At 39.7% G+C, this 20,503-nt stretch carries 19 protein-coding genes; 11 read left to right on the top strand and 8 right to left on the bottom strand.

Going from position 1 to position 20,503, the window contains the following annotated elements; translation table 11 throughout:
* Nucleotides 1-75: 75 nt before the first annotated feature.
* The 3 genes from LS48_RS02490 to LS48_RS02475 all read left to right on the top strand — a co-directional run bounded on the left by LS48_RS02490 (nucleotide 76) and on the right by LS48_RS02475 (nucleotide 2,829).
* Complete coding sequence (locus LS48_RS02490; RefSeq protein WP_131807683.1) at nucleotides 76-762, top strand: hypothetical protein; 687 nt, start codon at nucleotides 76-78, stop codon at nucleotides 760-762.
* A gap of 649 nt (nucleotides 763-1,411) precedes the next feature.
* Entirely contained in the window at nucleotides 1,412-2,164 is a 753-nt protein-coding gene (locus LS48_RS02480; RefSeq protein ID WP_062619618.1) for a sensor histidine kinase, read from the top strand.
* A gap of 32 nt (nucleotides 2,165-2,196) precedes the next feature.
* Nucleotides 2,197-2,829, top strand: coding sequence for a response regulator (locus LS48_RS02475; protein ID WP_062619616.1), 633 nt, complete (start codon nucleotides 2,197-2,199; stop codon nucleotides 2,827-2,829).
* Here the strand turns inward: LS48_RS02475 and LS48_RS02470 are convergent.
* Entirely contained in the window at nucleotides 2,826-3,350 is a 525-nt protein-coding gene (locus LS48_RS02470) for a DUF7935 family protein (RefSeq protein WP_062619614.1), read from the bottom strand. The genes LS48_RS02475 and LS48_RS02470 overlap by 4 nt on opposite strands.
* A 186-nt stretch (nucleotides 3,351-3,536) precedes the next feature.
* Between LS48_RS02470 and LS48_RS02465 the strand changes: the two genes are divergently transcribed.
* The 3 genes from LS48_RS02465 to LS48_RS02455 all read left to right on the top strand — a co-directional run bounded on the left by LS48_RS02465 (nucleotide 3,537) and on the right by LS48_RS02455 (nucleotide 8,880).
* Nucleotides 3,537-5,291, top strand: a complete 1,755-nt coding sequence (locus tag LS48_RS02465) for a T9SS type A sorting domain-containing protein (RefSeq protein ID WP_062619612.1) — start codon at nucleotides 3,537-3,539, stop codon at nucleotides 5,289-5,291.
* Nucleotides 5,292-5,362: 71 nt separating this feature from the next.
* Nucleotides 5,363-8,143: a sensor histidine kinase gene (locus LS48_RS02460; protein WP_131807682.1), complete on the top strand. Its 2,781-nt coding sequence runs from the start codon at nucleotides 5,363-5,365 to the stop codon at nucleotides 8,141-8,143.
* A complete protein-coding gene (locus tag LS48_RS02455) occupies nucleotides 8,140-8,880 on the top strand; it encodes a LytR/AlgR family response regulator transcription factor (RefSeq protein WP_062619608.1) in 741 nt (246 codons plus the stop codon). Before LS48_RS02460 ends, LS48_RS02455 begins: the two co-directional genes overlap by 4 nt.
* 69 nt (nucleotides 8,881-8,949) lie before the next feature.
* On the opposite strand, the gene LS48_RS02450 is transcribed toward LS48_RS02455, so the two are convergent.
* The gene (locus tag LS48_RS02450) at nucleotides 8,950-10,566 is read right to left on the bottom strand and encodes an FMN-binding glutamate synthase family protein (RefSeq protein ID WP_062619606.1); all 1,617 of its coding nucleotides are present in this window, start codon (nucleotides 10,564-10,566) and stop codon (nucleotides 8,950-8,952) included.
* Between the two features lie 162 nt (nucleotides 10,567-10,728).
* Here LS48_RS02450 and LS48_RS02445 point away from each other — a divergent pair, with 162 nt between their 5' ends.
* Nucleotides 10,729-13,050, top strand: coding sequence for an ATP-dependent helicase (locus LS48_RS02445; protein WP_062619604.1), 2,322 nt, complete (start codon nucleotides 10,729-10,731; stop codon nucleotides 13,048-13,050).
* Between the two features lie 100 nt (nucleotides 13,051-13,150).
* Here the strand turns inward: LS48_RS02445 and LS48_RS02440 are convergent, their stop codons facing one another.
* Complete coding sequence (locus LS48_RS02440) at nucleotides 13,151-14,020, bottom strand: alpha/beta hydrolase (RefSeq protein ID WP_062619602.1); 870 nt, start codon at nucleotides 14,018-14,020, stop codon at nucleotides 13,151-13,153.
* A 104-nt stretch (nucleotides 14,021-14,124) separates the two neighbouring features.
* Between LS48_RS02440 and LS48_RS02435 the strand changes: the two genes are divergently transcribed.
* A complete protein-coding gene (locus tag LS48_RS02435) occupies nucleotides 14,125-14,334 on the top strand; it encodes a hypervirulence associated TUDOR domain-containing protein (RefSeq protein ID WP_062619600.1) in 210 nt (69 codons plus the stop codon).
* Nucleotides 14,335-14,343: 9 nt separating this feature from the next.
* Nucleotides 14,344-14,961, top strand: a complete 618-nt coding sequence (locus LS48_RS02430) for an L-threonylcarbamoyladenylate synthase (RefSeq protein WP_062619597.1) — start codon at nucleotides 14,344-14,346, stop codon at nucleotides 14,959-14,961.
* A gap of 72 nt (nucleotides 14,962-15,033) precedes the next feature.
* Here LS48_RS02430 and LS48_RS02425 read toward each other — a convergent pair whose 3' ends face one another.
* From LS48_RS02425 to LS48_RS02410, 4 genes are all read right to left on the bottom strand, one after another.
* Nucleotides 15,034-15,369, bottom strand: a complete 336-nt coding sequence (locus LS48_RS02425; protein WP_062619595.1) for a hypothetical protein — start codon at nucleotides 15,367-15,369, stop codon at nucleotides 15,034-15,036.
* Nucleotides 15,370-15,503: 134 nt separating this feature from the next.
* The gene (locus LS48_RS02420; protein WP_062619586.1) at nucleotides 15,504-16,361 is read right to left on the bottom strand and encodes an OmpA/MotB family protein; all 858 of its coding nucleotides are present in this window, start codon (nucleotides 16,359-16,361) and stop codon (nucleotides 15,504-15,506) included.
* 105 nt (nucleotides 16,362-16,466) lie between these two features.
* Nucleotides 16,467-17,453 (bottom strand): glycosyltransferase family 2 protein, encoded by a 987-nt coding sequence (locus LS48_RS02415; RefSeq protein ID WP_045080127.1) that lies wholly within the window; start codon nucleotides 17,451-17,453, stop codon nucleotides 16,467-16,469.
* A 38-nt stretch (nucleotides 17,454-17,491) separates the two neighbouring features.
* Nucleotides 17,492-17,935 (bottom strand): type I restriction enzyme HsdR N-terminal domain-containing protein, encoded by a 444-nt coding sequence (locus LS48_RS02410; protein WP_062619584.1) that lies wholly within the window; start codon nucleotides 17,933-17,935, stop codon nucleotides 17,492-17,494.
* A 72-nt stretch (nucleotides 17,936-18,007) separates the two neighbouring features.
* On the opposite strand from LS48_RS02410, the gene holA reads away from it, so the two are divergent.
* The gene (gene holA, locus LS48_RS02405) at nucleotides 18,008-19,012 is read left to right on the top strand and encodes a DNA polymerase III subunit delta (protein WP_062619581.1); all 1,005 of its coding nucleotides are present in this window, start codon (nucleotides 18,008-18,010) and stop codon (nucleotides 19,010-19,012) included.
* 81 nt (nucleotides 19,013-19,093) lie between these two features.
* On the opposite strand, the gene LS48_RS02400 is transcribed toward holA, so the two are convergent.
* Entirely contained in the window at nucleotides 19,094-19,471 is a 378-nt protein-coding gene (locus LS48_RS02400) for a DoxX family protein (RefSeq protein ID WP_062619579.1), read from the bottom strand.
* Between the two features lie 130 nt (nucleotides 19,472-19,601).
* On the opposite strand from LS48_RS02400, the gene menA reads away from it, so the two are divergent.
* Nucleotides 19,602-20,492: a 1,4-dihydroxy-2-naphthoate octaprenyltransferase gene (menA, locus tag LS48_RS02395; protein ID WP_045080123.1), complete on the top strand. Its 891-nt coding sequence runs from the start codon at nucleotides 19,602-19,604 to the stop codon at nucleotides 20,490-20,492.
* The last annotated feature ends 11 nt before the right edge of the window (nucleotides 20,493-20,503 follow it).

The raw sequence follows: 20,503 nt of genomic DNA, 5'->3' as shown, positions 1-20,503 counted from the left end.
TTTAGGGAAAAGGTCATTTTAAATTCCCTCTTAATGTGACTAAATTTATACTATAACTTTAAAACCAAATTACATATGAAAACACAGACTATTCAACGGTTATTGTTATTAAGTTGTATTAACTTAATGTTTTTTAGCTGTCAAGATCCAACAACCCATACCGAGCCACCATATGAGGGTCCGCCGAAAGACCATATAATTTCGGTTGATCGCGCTCAGGAAATGTATGATGCTTATTCGCAAAGACGAGTTCCGATAATAAAAAAATATGAAGACAGCATTGCCGCTGATGGTTCAAATTTTACCCCTACCCGTTATGCGGAATATGATTTGGAAACCATAAAGCAATATATAGCATATATTGAGCATGAGGCCAAAGAGGCTAAAGTGGACATACAAACATTGCGTTTCTACCTTTCAAACTATCCTGACAGTGATAAATTCCCAAATGGCGATACGGTTAAATATCCAAAAAGAAATAGTTTTTTCGTAGTGCCTACAATGGCTTATGAAGGCAAGAACGTTGGTTTTTATCTTGAAGAAATAGACGGTGTGTATACTGCTTTGCCCATTAATAGGAACGGACTACGCGGAAAGGACAAAAACCAGACACAAGATGAGCCTCAAGGAAGTGTAAATGAGGCTGGATTTTTTATTTCAACCAATTCCGCAACCCTGGGAAGTGGAACTACAAGTGTCATTTTGAATGATGGAGGAGTTGCTCCCCCACCTGGCACTAGTGACTTTGGGGATAATAACTAGTGGGCATTTAATTTTTGGAAACAATTTTAGACATATTGAAAAATACATATTTGACATTATATGTCAGTGTTTTTCTAATATCGCTGATAAAATTTCCGCTTTATAAACATACAACCTTAAGGCTATTGCCCATTATTTTGTTTCTTACCATGGTTACGGAATATTTGGGCTATTTCCTAAAGGACATTATATATGATATTCCCCTTAATAAGTTTATTTACAATTTATATTATCTAATTCATTTTTCATTTTTCTTCTACATTTTTATGAAGGTGATTGAAAACGATAGATTCAAAAAGAATATTAAAATAGGCTTAGTTGTTTTTTGGTTAATTTTTTTAAGTGATGTAGTATTTACAGGTATTTTTGAGAATTCTTTTGCTAGAACATACATAGCTGGAGCCGCAATCCTGATTTTTTGCATCACCTTATATTATATCAATATTTTACAATCATCACTAGTATTGGTAATAAAAAACGATTTATTGTTTTGGGTAAGTGTAGGGCTATTTTTATTTTATATTGGCTATATTCCCATAAAAATCATTAGAACTTGGTTTTACAAACCGGACAGTTTCTTTGAGATTTTACTTGTAATACAGTCTTCGCTCATAATCATTATGTATTTGTTCTTTTTGACAGGATTTCTATGGATGAAAAAGAGATCATAATAATTGCGGCAATAGCCATTCCGGTAACATTAGTAATTATTGTTATCGTGCTCTTCAGTGTTTTTTCTCGTAGAAAAAACCGATTGTTACAAGAGCAGGAGGAAGCGAAAAAAGCGTTCGACCGTGAATTGGCAGAATCACAAATAGAGATTCGTGAGGAAACTTTGCGAAACATTAGTTGGGAGTTGCACGATAATATCGGCCAGTTGATGACCTTGGCCAAAATACAGGCCCAAATGGCGCTGGAAAGGCCCGAATTGTTAAATGAAGTTTCTGAAACCATAGGCACGGGCATTGATGAGTTGCGGGCGCTTTCAAAATTGATTAATCCTGAAGCATTAAAAAGCTTGAGTCTGCAAGAAGCTGTAAGTCTAGAAATAGAACGATTCAATAGACTTAAATTTATTGCTGCTGAATTAAAAGTGCAGGGTAAAGTAAGGCCCATTGAGAGTAATACCCAAATTATTCTTTTTAGGATATTGCAGGAATTTTTTTCAAACACAATAAAACATTCCAGAGCCTCGACCCTAAAGGTAGTTTTAAATTATTCTGATGAGGTTTTGACTATTTCTGCGGAAGACAACGGAGTGGGTTTTGATAAAACAGATAACTTTATGGGAATAGGACTTAAAAATATGAAAACCCGTGCCCAATTGATCAATTCAACGTTGAAAATTAATTCCGTAAAAGATCACGGTACAGCATTGCACCTTAAATATAGTTATCTGTGAATTTTGAGTAGATATGAAAAACCTTTTATAAAATGAATTATTCCGTAGTAGTAGTTGACGATCATTTTTTGCTTTCCCAAGCCATTGGCGGGTTGGTTCAAGACTTTAAGAAGTTTAAAGTACTATACCTATGCAAAAATGGGAGTGAGCTGCTCGATAAATTTGATGATAAAAAAAATATCCCCGATTTAGTACTTATGGATATAAAGATGCCCATACTTAACGGAATTGAAACAACTGAAATTCTTAGAAAAGATTTTCCTAACGTAAAAGTGCTCGCTCTTTCCATAGAAGAAGATGAATACACTATTTTGAAAATGCTCAGAGCAGGTGCCCGCGGCTATCTGTTAAAAGACACAAAAAAAAATATTCTTGAAGAAGCTCTGATTCAAGTAATGGAAAAAGGTCATTATTATACCAATACAGTATCACAAATCCTTGTGGACTCTTTGGAGAATGAAATTGATACTGAGCTAAAAGAAAAAGAAATTGAGTTTATAAAACTTGCCTGCACCGATATGAGTTATAAAGAAATTTCCGAAGCCATGTGCTGTAGTTATAAAACTGTGGAGGGTTACCGGGATTCGGTCCACAAAAAACTAAAGGTAAAAAATAGAATTGGGCTCGTACTTTTTGCAATTCACCACAATTTATTTACACCCTAAAAAAGTTCGCTGACCTCTTTTTTAACGTATGCCAAGGCTTTTTGCGATGGTGTAACTTCTTCCATAAAATTTTGTAGTAACCATTCCCGCATTTTGTCTACGTTACCGTCCTTTTCGTGCATTGCTCCTTGACGAATTACGTGTATAGTTGCATTTTTTGCAGCGTTCACTAAGTTCCAACATTCAGGAGTTACATAAATTTGTTGTGTTAAATTATGGTCATACTCTTGCTCAATATTTTTTACCAATAAATTTTCGTAATCGTCTTTAGAATCTGAAAATGGTTTCACTCGTACCAATAACTTATTGGGATCTATTCGTTCCAAAAATAAAGTAATACGTTCATATGCTTGAAGCCGGAGGGGTAAAACTTGTTTTTGAGCTTCTTTTTGAACCAAATATCTTCTGCGGCCTTCCTCATTGGCAGTGTGGCCTTTAAAGAAAAAATAAGCAATTATGCCGACAACAATTGCGGGCAATAGATAGGCTACATAACTAATAATTTGGGTTACTTCTTCCATAGAATTTAATTTATTGACAAACTTAAGTCGTTTTTAATAGTTGTACAACTATTAGTTCCTTGTATCAAACCTATAATAGATCGGCTCAAACCCTCGTGCCAATAAATGGAGGTTTTAAAATTAAGTTAAAGCCTTGACCTTAGGGAAGAAATTTCAACTACGTATTAATTATTAAATATTTCACCAATGAAAACAAAATTACTCATAACCCTGTTTTTTTTGACCTTTGCCGTATCCGGTTGGTGTCAATTTCAAACAAATGTTTCGGCAGCTACTATGGTCTATCACGATGTATGTATCGAGCCCCTCTCATTTAATAGTCCGCCAACTACAGATTATATTGTGGCTGGCAATCTCTTTGACACGGCCCTGCAATCTGAACGGGCGTTTCTAAAAAAAGTGGATGAAAATGGCGCCGTAATTTGGAATATCGCCTATCAGGAACCAACTTCACCCCATTTGCGTATTCTGGATATAGTGAGCCATTTGGATCTTATTTTTGCTACGGGCTATATAGACATTGGCGGCAAACGAAAAGTGTTCTTGGCACAATTTGAGGCACTGAGCGGAAACTTTCTCCAAGCCAATTATTATGATGTGGTGGGCCCCAATTTTAATAGCACCGGCCTGCACATCAGTTTTTCAAACAGCGATGCCAATGGCGACAGTATTGCCGATCCTGGTTTCGTAATTGCCGGGTATTTCAGTGATTGTTACAGCCTTGATATCAATTGTGTTTTTAACAACATTGGTTTTGTGCTACGTACTGATTCGGGTTTAAACGTGTTATGGGCTGCAGAAACCGATGCTCCCAACACGGTAAATACCTTAGAATACGACTTTGTAAATGGTGTGGCCGAAACCAGTGATGGGTTTTTTCTTACCGGAAGCGCAACCTGGCAAGACCTATCAAACAATACGGCCCAACAAATAGTATTGGCGCACAAATTGGACTTTCAGGGAACTATGCAATGGGACCAAAGTTATGTTTTTGGAAATGCAAATGATGTAAGTGTTGATGCCTATTTTGATAGTACGACCAGTAAAATCTATATGCTTACCAATTATTCCTTCTCGCATTATTTTGGAATATCGGTTTTTGACAATAATGGAACCTATGATAGTGCCCGCTCCTGGTATGCCGACGATCCCAACAACCTGAACATGTACGGTTTTGCGCTGATGCCATCCTTCAACAGTGCGAATAACCTTGTAATTGCAGGCTATGATAGAGATGAAAGCTGGAACATTGGCGCCAATTCATATTATGGCGAAAGCAATGTCTTTCTTTATGAATTTGACAAAAACACTGGAAATCCTGTTGCGACGAACTATCAATACCTTGTGCCAAACGTAGAGCCCGGTACCGAGGATTTTAACCTTTGGGATTTTCAGATGCCCACCATCTATTACCCCGATATGGCCTTTCCAAAAACGGACAACAGCAACAATAACCATTATTATTTAGCGGGATACCGTGCTATTGATCCTACGGTGACCGATGTAAGTCTGGAACTTTTTAAAGTAGATCCCGCAAAACGCAATACCTGCGACAGTAAGATTATTAATCCCAACCATTTGTCCTTGACCAAGCAGTCGGTGCCGGTTACCTCGGCACACGTGCCGACTAATGCTTTTCCTATAAATCTTACGGCAACGGCAATGCCCTATACCGAGGATTTCTGCGTGCGCGAATTGGCTGTCGAAGAACATTCGATGGAAAAAATAAAAATGTTTCCAAACCCAGCCATACAGCAAATTTCATTTACTGGAGTTGATGCCCTTGACGTTACTATTATGGATGCTTCAGGGAAAATTGTATCGCAACAATATCTTAATAATGAACGGCAAATGGACGTTTCTGAGCTTGCGGCTGGCCTGTACTTTGTTGAAATTTCCAACGGAAAAAATACTACCACCTTTAAGCTCATTAAAGAGTAGCACCCTCCTTCTTGCGCTATATTTTCCTTACCTTAGTTATTGGAAAAAAGATTGATACTCTCCCTTTTAATATGAGCAGAACAAAATTCCATATCATTGTATTTATTGTGATGTGGAATTTTTGTGCTTCCCAGGAATTAGTGAATTACACCATAAAGGATGGCCTGCCCAGCAACCGAGTCTACCGATTGACCCAAGATAACGAAGGTTTTATTTGGGCCATTACCGATAAGGGTATGGCAAAATTTAACGGAAGGGAATTTAAGGTTTTCAATACCAGCAATGGATTGCCAACCAACGACATTTGGGACCTACGGGTTGATGCCGAAAATAGGATTTGGTTCTTTTCAAAATCAACTTTGCTGGGGTATATTGAAAATGAGAAGGTGCATACCTTTCCCAATTGCCAGGCGGGGGTCGTAATGTTTCCGGCATCTACCAATTTTTATAGTAACACCTTTATAGTCGGAAATAGCGGGCAATGGTTTTATCTGGAAAACGGATGTTGGAAAAACCTCACATTTTCAGAGGTACAGGATACCTCAAAATACCATTTTAAAAAGCTTCATAAAAAAGCGGTACAATTGGCAGAGCTTCCCGCTTTTAAAGAAAAGTCCGTAACAAGGTTCAGAAATCGCGATTCTATCATGGTAATGCTCTACAACGAAGGTTTTAGCATAATAAACCTGCTTAGCGGGAAAATTTATGAAAGGGAATTTAAAAAATACGCCAGTCACCAAAACCCCAATTTTATTCGCAACCATTTTGTGAACGATCAAATCCAGATAACGGGATTTGACTTTGTGGGCATACTGGACGATAATTTTGAGATGGATAAGGTGGTTAAGATACCCCCCAATCTAAAGGCCTATTTTTCAATGATAGATAGAAGTGGGAACATTTGGTGCGCCACTTTTTCGCGTGGAATCTTTATGTTGCCGCAGGTAAAGCGCCAGTGTACCTACGTGCTTCCGCATCAAAAAGTAGATCAACTGGCCAGAGTAGGTAAACGGATAGTGGCCAATGTGTACAATAAAGGATTTTATGAATACGATTCACTTCAAAAAAAGTTTAGGCCGTTTATAACGGATAAAAGTTTTGTTTTCAACGCGGTATATTTAGATTCCCTTGAAAGTTCATTTTTCTGTTCTGAAAAGAAAACCATCCAAATTGCGAATGAAGCAGCCAGCCGGCACCAAGTTGATCATTTCAATAAAATTGGTGGCGTAAGGAGCTTGGTCTATCTCAACGGTTTTTTATACGGAAATATATCCTCAGGGGTAATAAAAATAGACCCAGAAACCTTTGAGCGAATCAAAACCTTCGATTATTACGGCGTTAGGGATTTGTTGAGGTTTCGCGATTCCCTGCTCTTGGCAACTTCTGATGGTTTAAAAATACTATCGGACGGAAACATAACCTCCGTATCCCTTGCCGATAATCTTTTAAAGAAACCTATCTTGAGCCTTACTAAGGTTATGGACTCCCAATTTTTGGTCAATACTGACGGGCACGGTTCTTATCTCACAGACCTCAAGGAGGTATCACTATTGCCGAATTCAGAATTTTTGAGTGTTGAAAGCGCTGTTGCAAACAAGTATTTTATCTGGCTGGCTTCTGAAAGCGGAATTTTACAATATAAAAAAGCAGGTCCCGATTATCAATATACAGGCACTTTAAACGAAAACGACGGATTGCCTTCTAAAAAGGTTAACGCTATTCTGCCGGTGGGCGATGATTTGCTTGTATCAACGGACGATGGGGTTGCCATTCTTCCGAGAACTCTTTATAAGCAGCCCCAACTTTTGAAAATTTACGTTGAAAAGGCACTTTTCAATCAAAGTCCTATCCCAGCCTCCGAACCTGCAATGCGCTACACCACCGACAATAGCGTAGATTTTTCCATTGCCACCATAGACTTTTCGTCCGCCCAAAACCAACTGAGCTACAGGTACCGTTTGCTGCCCATTCAAAAAGATTGGACAACTACAACCGCTTCAAACCTTAATTTTTCAAATCTGCCACCAGACAAGTACACCCTGGAATTGAAAACCGGAAACCTAATGGAAACCGCCAATTTCACAATTTTGCCATTATGGTGGCAAAGGCCTTTGGCAAAAGCCGTGTTTTGGCTGGCGGGCATTTCGCTCTTAGGCGGAATGCTCTATTATTTCAGAAACAAGGAAGTTTCAAAAAAAACCGCCAAGATTACCGCACAGAAAAAGATGGCTGAATATGAGCTATATGCCCTGCGCGCCCAGATGAACCCGCATTTTGTTTTCAACTCGCTTGCTGCTATCCAGTATTATATCAACAATAACGACTTTGAAACTTCAGAAAAATATCTGGTGAAATTCTCAAAATTGATACGCCAGTTTTTTGAGCTTTCAAAAGAAAGTGAAATTCCCCTGGAAACTGAAATTAAATTGCTGAAAAACTATTTGGATATTGAAAAGCTCCGTTTTAAGGAGAAATTGGACTATCAGATACATATAGATTCTACGTTAAATTTACCCGAAACCACCATTCCCAGTATGCTGCTCCAGCCCATTGTAGAGAATGCTGTGAACCACGGTATCTTCAATAAAGAAAAAGAGGGCAATATCAATCTGTATTTTCGTAGCATTGACGAGCAGGAATTTATGGTGGAAATTATGGATGACGGCGTGGGCTTTTCAAACTCAAGAAAGAAACCCAACGGCAAGGTAAATTCTTCCGCAGTACTTGAAAATAGAATTGCGGTCTTAAACCGTTCCAAACAATGGGAAATACAATTTTTTAATGCTGAAGTATTTCCGGAGAAAATCGATACAGGCAATATTACTACCTTTAAAATTAAGAAAGTGCGATGACGACTATAACGGCCATATTGATAGACGATGAATTTTCTGCCCTAAAGGGACTGCAACAAAAGGTGGAAAAATTTTTTCCCGAGATTTCAATAACCGCTACCTTTCAAAAACCCGAGGACGCCATAGCATATATAAAAAAAGATCCTCCCGAAATTCTATTTCTCGATATACAAATGCCACGATTGAATGGCTTCGAACTGCTTTCGGAACTGGACGGATTGGATTTTCAGGTCATTTTTGTAACCGCCTACAACGAATATGCCGTGGCAGCGTTAAAAAAATCGGCAATTGGATACATTTTAAAACCTGTGGATGATGACGATCTGAAACATGCAATTACAAAAGCCATAACCACAATACGGGAAAAACAACAATTGGAAAGCAGCAACAAACTCATAGAAGTTCTCACGGAAACCATTTCAAAAAGAAACAAGATTATCGTGCCTACCGAAAAAGGGCTATCCTTTATTCCTCAAGACGAGGTGCTGCATTTGGAAGGTTTTCAGGGTTATACAAAATTTCATTTAAGCAACAATACAGAACTTTTAAGCAGTTATAACCTCGGGAAATTTGAACCTTCCTTGGGGCGAATATTTTTCAAATGCCACAAATCGCATATCGTGAACCTCGAAAAAGTGCGCAGTTTTGAAAATGAAGGTTATTTGGTACTGGAAAACCGCAACCGTGTGCCGATTTCAAAAACCAACCGAAAAGCATTTTTGGAAATGTTCCGTTAAGGCTTTTATTCAGTGTTCAGTGTTCGGCAATGCAGCACACCTTAACAGTTTCCCCTTGGGGGTTAGGGGCTAATACCTTACCTTATTTTCCTTGCGCATCGCTTTCACTTCTTTTTTAGCTTCTTTTTCGTGATAATTTCCGCCCAGATACTGGCAATTTGATAAGGCTTTCATGCTCTCAAAAGGTACTGCACATTTATGGTACATAAAAGATTGTGATAAGGTTTTGATTAAGTTTTTATCGCCTACGGTTAGGTCCACATCGTCCATGGTGAATTGGCAGGGGTGTTCATAACCACAGGCGTGTGTCATTTCTAGCAGCTCCTTACAGAAATTTTTAAAATAGAAATGCGCCCTCACTGATTTGTCTTCAATATTTATACCGCGTTGTAGCCATTTATTTTGGGTAGCAACCCCGCTAGGGCATTTGTTGGTATGGCATTGCTGAGCTTGAATACAACCAATGCTCATCATCGCCTCTCGTGCAACGTTGATTAAATCGGCACCCATTGAAAATGCCATAGCTGCTTTGGCAGGAAACCCTAACTTTCCACTTCCTATAAAAACAATTCGATCACACATCTCGTGCTTTTTGAAAATTTTATAAACTTCAGCAAAACCAAAAAGCCACGGCAGGGACACGTGGTCGGCAAAACTTGGGGGCGACGCACCGGTGCCTCCCTCACCACCGTCAATTGTTATAAAATCTGGCCCTTTGCCGGTTTCTTTCATTATTTTTGCAAGTTGTTCCCATTCTCCCAAGCGGCCTACAGCAGATTTAATGCCCACGGGCAAACCGGTTGCTTCAGCTATACTTTCCACAAATTCAACCATTCCTTTAACTCCTTCAAAAGCAGAATGATTAGGTGGCGATAGCACATCTTTTCCTAAGGGTACGTGTCTTATATCAGCAATTTCCTGAGTAATTTTAGACCCTGGCAAAACACCTCCCTTACCTGGTTTTGCACCTTGGGAAAGTTTTACTTCAATAGCTCTAACTTGCGGGTTTTCGTTAACGAGCTTCACAATTTTTTCCATGGAGAAATTTCCCTGCTCGTCCCGAACCCCAAAATATCCGGTTCCAAAATGAAAAACAACGTCTGCGCCAGTTTTGTGATATGGAGAAAGACCACCTTCACCTGTATTATGATATGCGTAGGCTAGCGCGCATCCTCTATTTAAGGATTCAACAGCCCTTGCCGATAATGATCCGAAGCTCATGGCTGAAACATTAATTACCGATGTTGGACGATATGGACGCCTACGCTTGTGATAACTGCCCATTACTTTAGCACACGGCAGAAAGTAAGGGTTTTTATAGTTGGGATTATCCTTTTCCACCTTAAAGGGAAGCATCGCATTGTTTATGAAAATGTAGTTAGGTTCATAAATATCCCGATCGGTACCAAAACCCTCATAATTGTTTTCATTTTTTGCCGAAGCATAAATCCAGCCGCGCTCTATCCTATTGAAGGGAAGCTCCTCGCGGTTGTTCGCAACAATGTACTGCCGAAGCTCCGGCCCAATACTTTCCAGCATATACCGAATGTGCCCGATAATGGGGAAGTTGTGGCTTATGGTGTGGTGTTTGTTGAAAAAAATATCCCGAATAGCAACGAGCGCTAAAAAGATGAGAACCCAACCCCACCATGGAACTTGGGATAGAAAAGAAAGAATAGATTCCATTAAAAGTTTTTTTATAAAGGTATTCAAATTTATGTGGTTTGAGAAAATTGTTTTTGGGAATAGTTTCTTTTTAAATCGAAATTTTTGTTTATAATTTCTCCAAAATCATTTTAGATAAAAGATTGATAATGGCTATTTTCACAGCTTGAAGAAAATGAAGTTTTGGAAAAATATTTAGAACAACTCAACGAAGCCCAACTAGCGCCAGTACTGCAAAAAGACGGCGCTATGATTGTAATTGCCGGCGCCGGTTCTGGAAAAACGAGGGTCCTTACCTTCCGGATTGCCTATTTAATGTCTCAAGGGGTGGACCCGTTCAATATTTTGGCACTTACCTTCACCAATAAGGCGGCACGCGAGATGAAAAACCGTATCGCAAAAATCGTGGGCGCCAGCGAGGCAAAAAATCTTTGGATGGGGACCTTCCACAGTATTTTTGCAAAAATCCTTCGGTTTGAGGCCGATAAACTGGGCTATCCTTCAAACTTTACAATTTACGATACCCAGGATTCGCACAGCGTCATTCGGTCGGTGATAAAGGAAATGAACCTGGACAAGGATGTGTATAAATACAAGCAGGTTTATTCGCGCATTTCTTCCTATAAAAACAGTTTGATTACCGTTAAGGCATATTTCAACAACCCCGAATTGATGGAAGCCGATGCCATGGCCAAAATGCCGCGACTCGGCGATATTTACAAAGCATATGTGGACAAATGCTTTAAGGCCGGCGCAATGGATTTTGATGATCTTTTATTAAAAACCAACGAGCTATTGACCCGTTTTCCGGATGTTTTGGCAAAATACCAAAACCGTTTTCGTTACATTTTGGTGGACGAGTACCAGGATACAAACCACAGCCAGTATCTAATCGTGCGTGCCCTTTCCGATAGGTTTCAAAATATCTGCGTTGTGGGCGATGATGCCCAGAGTATTTATGCCTTTCGCGGTGCCAACATCAACAATATTTTAAATTTTCAAAAGGATTATGACGATGTAAAGGTTTTCCGTTTGGAACAGAATTACCGTTCCACCAAAAATATTGTGAATGCCGCGAATGCAATTATTGAAAAGAATAAAACAAGACTTGAAAAAGTAGTCTGGACCGCAAATGACGAAGGCAACAAAATTCTCGTAAACCGAACCATGACCGATGGGGATGAAGGCCGATTTGTGGCGAGCTCCATTTTTGAGAATAAAATGAACCACCAATTGAAGGATGGCGATTTTGCAGTTTTATACCGAACCAATGCCCAAAGCCGTGCCATTGAGGATGCGCTTCGGAAAAAGGACATTCCGTACAGAATTTACGGCGGGCTCAGTTTTTATCAACGCAAGGAGATAAAAGACGTGTTGGCTTATCTGCGGTTGGTTTTAAATCCGAAGGATGAAGAGGCGCTGAAACGCGTTATCAATTATCCTGCGCGGGGCATTGGCGATACCACGATGGAGCGATTGATTGTTGCCGCAAACCATTACAACCGCTCAATTTTTGAGGTGATGAAAAACATCGATAAAATTGATTTAAAGATAAATGCCGGCACCAAAAGCAAATTGCAGGATTTTGTGACGATGATTGAAAGCTTTCAGGTTTTGAATCAAAACTATGATGCTTTCACCATTACAGAACACGTTGCAAAAAAAACAGGTTTACTGCAGGAATTAAAGAAAGACGGCACTCCCGAAGGGATTGCCCGTATTGAGAATATCGAGGAACTGTTGAACGGGATGCGCGACTTTGTGGAAGAGCAAAAGGAAATAGCCGATGCCACGGGCTCGCTTGCTGAATTTATGGAAGACGTTGCCCTCGCTACCGATTTGGATAACGACAAAGGCGATAGTGACCGTGTAGCCTTGATGACCGTCCATTTGGCAAAAGGGTTGGAGTTTCCCTATGTATATATAGTGGGGATGGAGGAAGATCTTTTCCCCAGCGGGATGAATATGAATTCCCGCAGCGAACTGGAAGAGGAGCGAAGATTGTTTTACGTTGCGCTTACCCGCGCCGAAAAGCAGGCGTATTTAACTTACACCCAATCGCGATACCGGTGGGGAAAATTGATTGATGCCGAACCCAGCCGCTTTATTGAGGAAATAGATGAAACCTTTTTGGAATACTTAACCCCAATTACGGAAAACCGCTACAAACCCCTTTTGGATGCTGATATTTTTGATGAGGTTGACCACAGCAAACTGCGGCTAAAAAAGCCAGTGGCCGGCAAGGCACCAACGGGCCCCACGGAAGCACAGCTTCGAAAATTGCGGAGATTAAAGCCCGTTACCAGCGATACCGACAAAAATTTTAATGCGGAAGACGCCAATCTAAAGCCGGGGACAATGGTAGAGCACGTTCGCTTCGGAAAAGGAAAAATTCTTAAAATTGAAGGGGTAGGCGCTGACACAAAGGCGGAAATTGATTTTGAAAACGGCGGTTTAAAAAAGCTATTGCTCCGTTTTGCAAAATTGAAAATTGTTAATTCGTGATTTGTTAATTCGGCATTCGTTACTTCGGGATTCGTTATTTCATTAATTTGTGAGGTTCTTTAAAAAAAATTAAGCACCCCGCACGCCGCACCCAGCACCTTTAATCCACTCCCAAATAAGTATCAACTGCGGTACTTAGCTGTTCTTTCATATTTTCGATATCATTTGGTGCCCAATCGCCGTGGCCGCCTTCATAAACCGTAAAACTATGATCTATCTGAGAGTTATTCAGCGCAGCATTTAAAGTTGTTCCATTAGTTAGCGGCACTAGAGGGTCAGTATTTCCGTAGAAAAGCAGCGTAGGACTACTATCATTTGTTACGCGCAAGGCAGGACTCAAAACCTCTGCATAATTTGTTCCTGGCGGATAAGCGCTTTCATCAACCAGTGCTGCCATCAAAGCAGGAAAATTAGGATTTTCACTATAAAACGGATCTGTAAAATCAGTTGGGCCAACAATATCGCCAACTACTTTTACCTGATCGTCATTATCGTAAACATAATCATACATCAGCGAAATATGTGCTCCGGCACTGGCACCAATCATGGCAAATTCCGGAAGGATTTGAAGTTCGTCTTTTTCGGCGGTCAGTTTATTGATAATTGCATCCACGTCCAAAAATTGGTTGGGAAACGCAGGGGTGTCCATATCGGCAAGCACATAGTTCACATTTACTATTGCGTGATCGGGATGTCTTAATTTTATGTAGGGAATAAAGAAATCCATATCAGCCTTATCGCCTCCAGTCCAACCCCCGCCGTGGACCAGTACGATTACCTTCGTTTTGTTGGAGGATCGGTCTGCAGGAAGATATAGGTCGTATTTTTGTAGCGGATCATTTCCGTAGGAAACATTCAGCATCGTTTTTTCCTCTAATGATTCGGTTGTATTGTTATCGTTATCTTTGGAACAGGAAATGAAATTGACTTGAATTCCGAAAAGAAAGATTAGCACGAAGATTTTTTTCATAAGAAATTTTTGTTTTTCCCATAACGCTCAAAATGGGATTTTATGTTAAGTATTTGAAACTTATTCTTTTTTTTAAAAAATGTAAGTAACTTTAAATAAAAAATATGATTCGAAAAGGTTCAAAAGTAACTTGGAAATGGGGCAATGGCGAGGCCGAAGGAAAAGTAATCGAGACATTTTCCGAAGAAATTACCAAAACCATTAAAGAAAATAAAATTACACGAAAAGGCGAAAAAGGAAACAAAGCACTCTACATTGAGCAAGCCGATGGAGATAAGGTTTTAAAGCTTGAAAGTGAAGTGAAAAAGAAATAAAATATTGAAATGGCTGAATTTATTAAGATTTACGAAGAAAACCCCAACCCCAAGGAGATTAAGCGCGTTGTGAAGATACTTCGTGATGGCGGGGTAATCATTTATCCGAGCGATACTGTTTATGCCTTGGGCTGCGATATAAACAACAACCGCGCAATGGAACGTGTGGCGCAATTGCGGGGAGTGAAACTGGAAAAGGCAAATTTCTCGTTCGTGTGTGAAGATTTAAGCAATCTGAGTGATTATGTGAAGCAGATAGACACGCCCACCTTTAAAATTTTAAAACGAAATCTTCCGGGGCCCTACACTTTTATCCTACCGGGAAATAACAATCTTCCTTCGGTTTTTAAGAAGAAAAAGGAAGTAGGGATCCGCGTTCCCGATAATTCCATAACCCGGGCCATAGTGCAGGAGTTGGGCAATCCTATTATTTCAACCTCCATTAAGGACGAAGATGAGGTAATTGAGTACACCACCGATCCGGAACTAATACTTGAAAAATGGGACAATCTGGTAGATCTGGTTATAGACGGCGGCTTTGGCGGCAACATTGCTTCCACCGTAATAGACCTTACCGGGCCTGAACCCGTGGTAGTTAGAGAAGGGAAAGGAAGTTTGGAATTATAGATACCTAATACGGAAGACCAAAAACTAGTTTGCCAACGTGATTTTGCCATCGGAATAAAATGGCAAGGCTCTCTATTTCAATAAATGCTGTAGCCCGCGATAAATGTTTTTTTCCAAGATGTCGATTTCGCCATCGGTGAGAAACATTTTTTTTATGTTGTAAAAAAGTCTATCTATTTCCGTTGGTGAGTAATCAAAGCGCTCTACCGTATTCTGGATTTTCTGTATCCGCTGATAATCGTTGTCCTTATCAAACTCTTTGTGTATTTGTCTGTATTTATCCTCACCTACTTTTTTCATTATAAAATTGCGTTCTTCCTCGGTTTCCACAAAATTGGCATAGGCACAATAAAGTAAAATATACGCCTTAAGCTCCTCGCGGGTCCAATTTGTTTTGAATTCTTCCATTTCTTCGTAAATATTTAATAAGGTTTAATATTCATATCCAAGATACGAAAACCTTTCAAAAGAATGATTTGATGAAACAATAAAAAACCCGGCCTTTTGAGACCGGGTTTGTATTTATAGGCATTCAGAATTTATTATCCGCCTGCCTCAAGGTTTTTCATTTCCTTCTCAATCATATCGTAGAACTGATCGATTTTAGGTAGTACCAAGATACGGGTACGTCTGTTTGTTGCTCTGTTTTCGGCAGTTGTGTTTGGTACCAATGGATCGTACTCTCCACGACCTGCGGCCACCAATCTTTCAGGTGCAATACCAAGATCCTGCAATGCTCTAACAATGGCAGTAGCGCGTTTTACGCTCAAATCCCAGTTGTCCAAAAGAACACCGCTGCGGTAAGGTACGTTGTCCGTATGCCCTTCAACCATTGCTTCAAAATCTGGTTTGCCGTTGATAACTTTGGCAACTTTTCCTAAGATTTCATTGGCTCTTGAAGAAATTTGGTAGCTTCCGGTCTTAAATAAAACTTTGTCTGAAAGCGAAATATAAACTACACCTTTTTCAACATTTACCTCAATGTCCGGATCGTTTATACCCACTTCTCTTTTAAGACTAGTTACTAAAGCAAGGGTTACACTATCTTTTTTGTTAAGCGCGTCCTGCAAACGGGTAATCTTTAGGTCTTTTTCCTTTAAGCTTTCCAAGGATTTTTCAAGGTTGGTAGCACCTTTTGAGGTCAACATAGTAAGCTCTTTTGAACTTTGAATAAGATCCTCATTGGTTTTTTTCATGTCTGCCAAACGCTCCTCAAGTTGTTTTGCGCGGGCTGTTGCCGCGGCTCTTTCGGTAAGGCAGTCGTTAAGTTTAACGGTGGCCGTGTTCAGCAAATCCTGCGTGTTTTGTTGTTTAGCTTCAAGTTCTGCGTATTTCTTCTTGGAAACGCAAGAAGTAAAGGCCAAACTGGAGCATACTGCTAGAATCAATAGTTTCTTCATAATTTGTTAAGTGTTATATTAGATTGTTTATTTCAATAAATCTGAACCAAAATTATTAAAATAGCGGTCGCCTAAAAAACGATTAACAATACTTTAAGTTATAAGCTATTGAAACGGCTCCTTTTTCATTATAAAATGCTGAAATACAATGGATTTTATTTTGAAATATTTCATCTTGGAAGCATTTCTGCGTCTCTTTTTAAGAAATTTCGGCACCAAAAAATAAAAACTGAAGTGTGCTTTTATGACCGCCAAAAAATGTTTTGGCTTTCCTTGGAACAAAAACTGAAAAGCTGCAACGGCGTCCAACACCATCCGAACGAAAATTGCTGAAAAGGCCTGGGCTCCACCGGCATTTTTTAACAGATTTAAAAGCGAGTTTCGAAAATTGTAAAAAGTTTTCTGTGGGTTTAAAGCAGCCAGCGTAGCGCCACCCACGTGATATACCTGCGAGGTACCTACATATAGTATCTTTCCGCCCTTAGCTTGCAATCGCCAGCAAAGGTCAATTTCCTCTTGGTGCGCAAAATAGTCTTCATCCAGTCCGCCAGCTTGCCAAAAAGCATCGGTCTTTACAAAAAGACAGGCTCCCGAGGCCCAGAAAATTTCGGCGGTATCGTTATACTGCCCGTGGTCCTTTTCCAAAGTATTGAAAATACGTCCGCGGCAATACGGATAGCCGTATTTGTCAATAAAACCGCCCGCCGCGCCGGCATATTCAAAATACTCCCGGTTTTTGTAATCAAGGATTTTTGGTTGTGCCGCAACTACCGAAGCGTCTTTTTCAAATTCTGAAATTATTGGTTGCAGCCAGTTTTCGGTTACCTCCACATCGCTGTTCAACAGAACGAAAATGTCTTCGGAAAGGTTTTTTAAGGCGTCGTTATAGCCTTTCGCATAGCCGCCGTTCACTTTATTTTGAATGATTTTTACCGTGGGGAAATTTTCGTAAATAAACGAAATCGAATCATCAGTTGAAGCATTATCGGCCACATAGACAGTGGCTTCGGCGGAAAATTTCACCACAGAGGGAAGAAATTTTTCCAACAAATCCCTTCCATTCCAATTGAGTATGACAACGGCTACTTTCACGGGTGTAAAGATAGATTTTTGAAGTGTTTTTTAACGACTTATTTATAATCGGGAATTTCTTTCAAAAAATTGTAGCGTTCATTCGTGAAATCCATTTGGCAGAAATAATGCTCCAAACCGTTGGTAACCATTAAATACTCCGCTTCCAACGCTAAATTATACCGCGCAATTTGGTCAAAGGTGAGTTGTGAAATTTCAATTGAGGGCGCTTTGCATTCCACAATCAAAAAAATGCTTCCGTCATTGTTAAAAATTAAGATGTCGTATCGTTTTACGGTATGGTTGAGTTTCAATTGTTTTTCAACGTTTATAAGGCTTTTGGGATATTTTTTTTCTTTCAGAAGAAATTGAACAGCGTGCAGGCGAACCCATTCCTCGGGGGTGAGCACCACGAATTTTTTTCGGATTTCATCAAAAACCAACGTTTTATTTTCGCTACTTTTGAAGCGAAAGGAATATTGGGGGAAGTTGAGTTTTTGCATTTACAAATATTCAAAATTTAATATTCAAAATTCAAAATTAAGTTCCTTCAATCGTAAATCGTAAATCGTCCAATGCCGCTCGACAAAGTAAAATCCATCATCACCGATATTAAAAACGGAAACACAAAGCCTATCTATTTTTTGATGGGTGAGGAGCCCTATTATATTGATGGTATTTCAAAATATATTGAGGAAAACGTTTTGAGCGAGGAAGAAAAGGGTTTTAACCAAATGGTGCTTTACGGTCGTGATGTTTCGGTAGAAGACATTATCAGCAACGCCAAACGCTACCCGATGATGGCGGAAAAACAGGTGGTAATTGTAAAGGAGGCACAGGATCTTTCGCGCACGATTGAAAATTTGCTTCCGTATGCCCTCAGCCCGCAGCCCACAACCGTTTTGGTGCTTTGTTATAAATACAAAACCTTGGACAAACGCAAAAAACTGACCAAGGAAATTGCCAAAACAGGGGTTCTTTTTGAGAGCAAAAAACTCTACGAAAACCAAGTGCCGGACTGGATAAAGCGCGTTCTCGCGGGGAAAGGTTATACAATCACCCCAAAAGCCGCCCAAATGTTGGTGGAATTTCTTGGGAATGATTTAAGCAAGGTAAACAACGAGCTTGAAAAGCTGCAATTAATTCTAAAGCCGGGTGAACAGATTACGCCACAGATTATTGAGGAAAATATCGGTATCAGCAAGGATTTCAATAATTTTGAGCTTCAGAATGCAATAGGCGAAAAGGATATAAAAAAGGCTTTTGCAATTATTCAATATTTTTCGCAAAACCCAAAAAGCAACCCTTTGGTGATGACGGTGGCCTTGCTGTACAGTTTCTTTTCAAAATTGCTGAAATACCATGCGCTTACCAACAAGGGCGATGCTGCAAAGGCTTTGGGCGTTCATCCTTTCTTTATAAAAGACTATCAAACCGCCGCCCGAAATTACCCAATGAAAAAGGTGAGCGCCATCATTGCCGCAATCCGCGAGGTAGATATGAAAAGCAAGGGCGTGGGTGCCGCCAACCTTTCGCAGGGCGATTTGCTAAAGGAATTGTTGGTAAAAATTTTTAATTGATTTTGGTAGGCGCGCGATTAATCGCGCGCCTACATTTTGATTAAAATGGTCATTTTTTATACAGTAACGACGACTGAAAACTCATTTTTTGTCGACCGAATATTTCCCCGCGCCCAAAAGTGCAATCGCAATAAATCCTATTAAATATAGTATAGCTTTCTCCTTAATTCCGAATGGGTCTGCGGCGTGAACCACAAAGGCGGCCACGGCCATTGTAATTATCACGGGAATTGCGGACAATCGCGTTTTAAAACCGATTATTACAAGTATCGGGAAAAACACCTCGCACAACACAGCTAAAATTAAGGTTGCCGTTTCACCAATGCCGATGGGGTCGCCAAAGGAGAAATCGCCCGAAAGCATTTTTAAAAGTTTTGGAATTCCGTGGGTAAGCATCATTCCACCGAAGCCTACACGAAGTAAAAGCAATCCTAAATTATAGTTTGTTGAGTTGTTCATTTTTCTGTCTGTTTAAATTTTGAAAAACGAATATAGCAAAACATTTCAATCAAATAAGCAAGTAACCCATTTCAAAAAATTGGCACACCCCTTTTTAAAACGTATTTTTGCAGCTTCAAAAAAATATTGAATGACAAAAATTAAAGCTTGGTTTGCCGCGGCGAGATTGCGAACGTTGCCGCTTTCGGTTTCTGGAATTATTGTTGGTGCAGGTTTGGCTTCACACTACTATTATAGTTCGGTACTTTTCTGGCTCGCAATATTGGTTACGATCGGTTTTCAGGTTTTGTCAAATTTTGCCAATGATTACGGCGATGGCATTCGCGGCACCGACACTGTAAGGCACGGGGAAAAGCGTATGGTAGCTTCGGGAATTATTTCACCTAAAGAAATGAAAATTGGGATGATCATTACCGGAATCATCACTTTTTTTCTCGCCACGTTTTTGATTTTCAGAGCTTTCGGAAATGAAAATTTTGTCATTTCCTTTATATTTTTCAACTTAACTATTGTTTCCATCATCGCTGCGGTAAAATATACTGTTGGGAAAAGAGCCTACGGTTACTCCGGTTTGGGCGATGTTTTTGTGTTCCTGTTTTTTGGGTTACTAAGTGTTTTGGGAAGTTATTACTTGTTCACCCACCAGCTTCAATGGCAACTTTTATTGCCCGCCACGGCAATCGGTTGTTTCAGCACCGCCGTGCTGAATTTGAACAATATGCGCGACATTGAAAACGATGCGGCTGCCAAAAAACTTACCTTGGTCGTAAAATTGGGGTCCACAAAAGCGAAAAAATACCACGCTTTCCTGTTGCTTTTTGGAATGCTTTGCGCTGTGCTCTACACTATCATAAATTATCGGGAACCCTTACAATTTATATACTTAATTGCTTTTATTCCTTTCCTTTTAAACATAAAAACCGTTTTAAAAAACAAATCACCAATGTTGCTCGATGGCGAATTAAAGAAGGTTGCGCTCAGTACTTTTTTGTTTGCAATCTTGTTTAGTATATTTATGTGATAAAAAAAGAA

This window comes from Aequorivita aquimaris (assembly GCF_001573155.1).
Lineage (GTDB): Bacteria > Bacteroidota > Bacteroidia > Flavobacteriales > Flavobacteriaceae > Aequorivita > Aequorivita aquimaris.
This window is presented reverse-complemented; position numbering and strand designations above follow the sequence as displayed.

Bases quoted from the DNA above. Each gene is read 5' to 3' on its own strand.
- LS48_RS02490 (WP_131807683.1), top strand. From the start codon at position 76: ATGAAAACACAGACTATTCAACGGTTATTGTTATTAAGTTGTATTAAC.
- LS48_RS02480 (WP_062619618.1), top strand. From the start codon at position 1,412: ATGGATGAAAAAGAGATCATAATAATTGCGGCAATAGCCATTCCGGTA.
- LS48_RS02475 (WP_062619616.1), top strand. From the start codon at position 2,197: ATGAATTATTCCGTAGTAGTAGTTGACGATCATTTTTTGCTTTCCCAA.
- LS48_RS02470 (WP_062619614.1), bottom strand. From the start codon at position 3,350: ATGGAAGAAGTAACCCAAATTATTAGTTATGTAGCCTATCTATTGCCC.
- LS48_RS02465 (WP_062619612.1), top strand. From the start codon at position 3,537: ATGAAAACAAAATTACTCATAACCCTGTTTTTTTTGACCTTTGCCGTA.
- LS48_RS02460 (WP_131807682.1), top strand. From the start codon at position 5,363: ATGAGCAGAACAAAATTCCATATCATTGTATTTATTGTGATGTGGAAT.
- LS48_RS02455 (WP_062619608.1), top strand. From the start codon at position 8,140: ATGACGACTATAACGGCCATATTGATAGACGATGAATTTTCTGCCCTA.
- LS48_RS02450 (WP_062619606.1), bottom strand. From the start codon at position 10,566: ATGGAATCTATTCTTTCTTTTCTATCCCAAGTTCCATGGTGGGGTTGG.
- LS48_RS02440 (WP_062619602.1), bottom strand. From the start codon at position 14,020: ATGAAAAAAATCTTCGTGCTAATCTTTCTTTTCGGAATTCAAGTCAAT.
- LS48_RS02435 (WP_062619600.1), top strand. From the start codon at position 14,125: ATGATTCGAAAAGGTTCAAAAGTAACTTGGAAATGGGGCAATGGCGAG.
- LS48_RS02430 (WP_062619597.1), top strand. From the start codon at position 14,344: ATGGCTGAATTTATTAAGATTTACGAAGAAAACCCCAACCCCAAGGAG.
- LS48_RS02425 (WP_062619595.1), bottom strand. From the start codon at position 15,369: ATGGAAGAATTCAAAACAAATTGGACCCGCGAGGAGCTTAAGGCGTAT.
- LS48_RS02420 (WP_062619586.1), bottom strand. From the start codon at position 16,361: ATGAAGAAACTATTGATTCTAGCAGTATGCTCCAGTTTGGCCTTTACT.
- LS48_RS02410 (WP_062619584.1), bottom strand. From the start codon at position 17,935: ATGCAAAAACTCAACTTCCCCCAATATTCCTTTCGCTTCAAAAGTAGC.
- holA (WP_062619581.1), top strand. From the start codon at position 18,008: ATGCCGCTCGACAAAGTAAAATCCATCATCACCGATATTAAAAACGGA.
- LS48_RS02400 (WP_062619579.1), bottom strand. From the start codon at position 19,471: ATGAACAACTCAACAAACTATAATTTAGGATTGCTTTTACTTCGTGTA.
- menA (WP_045080123.1), top strand. From the start codon at position 19,602: ATGACAAAAATTAAAGCTTGGTTTGCCGCGGCGAGATTGCGAACGTTG.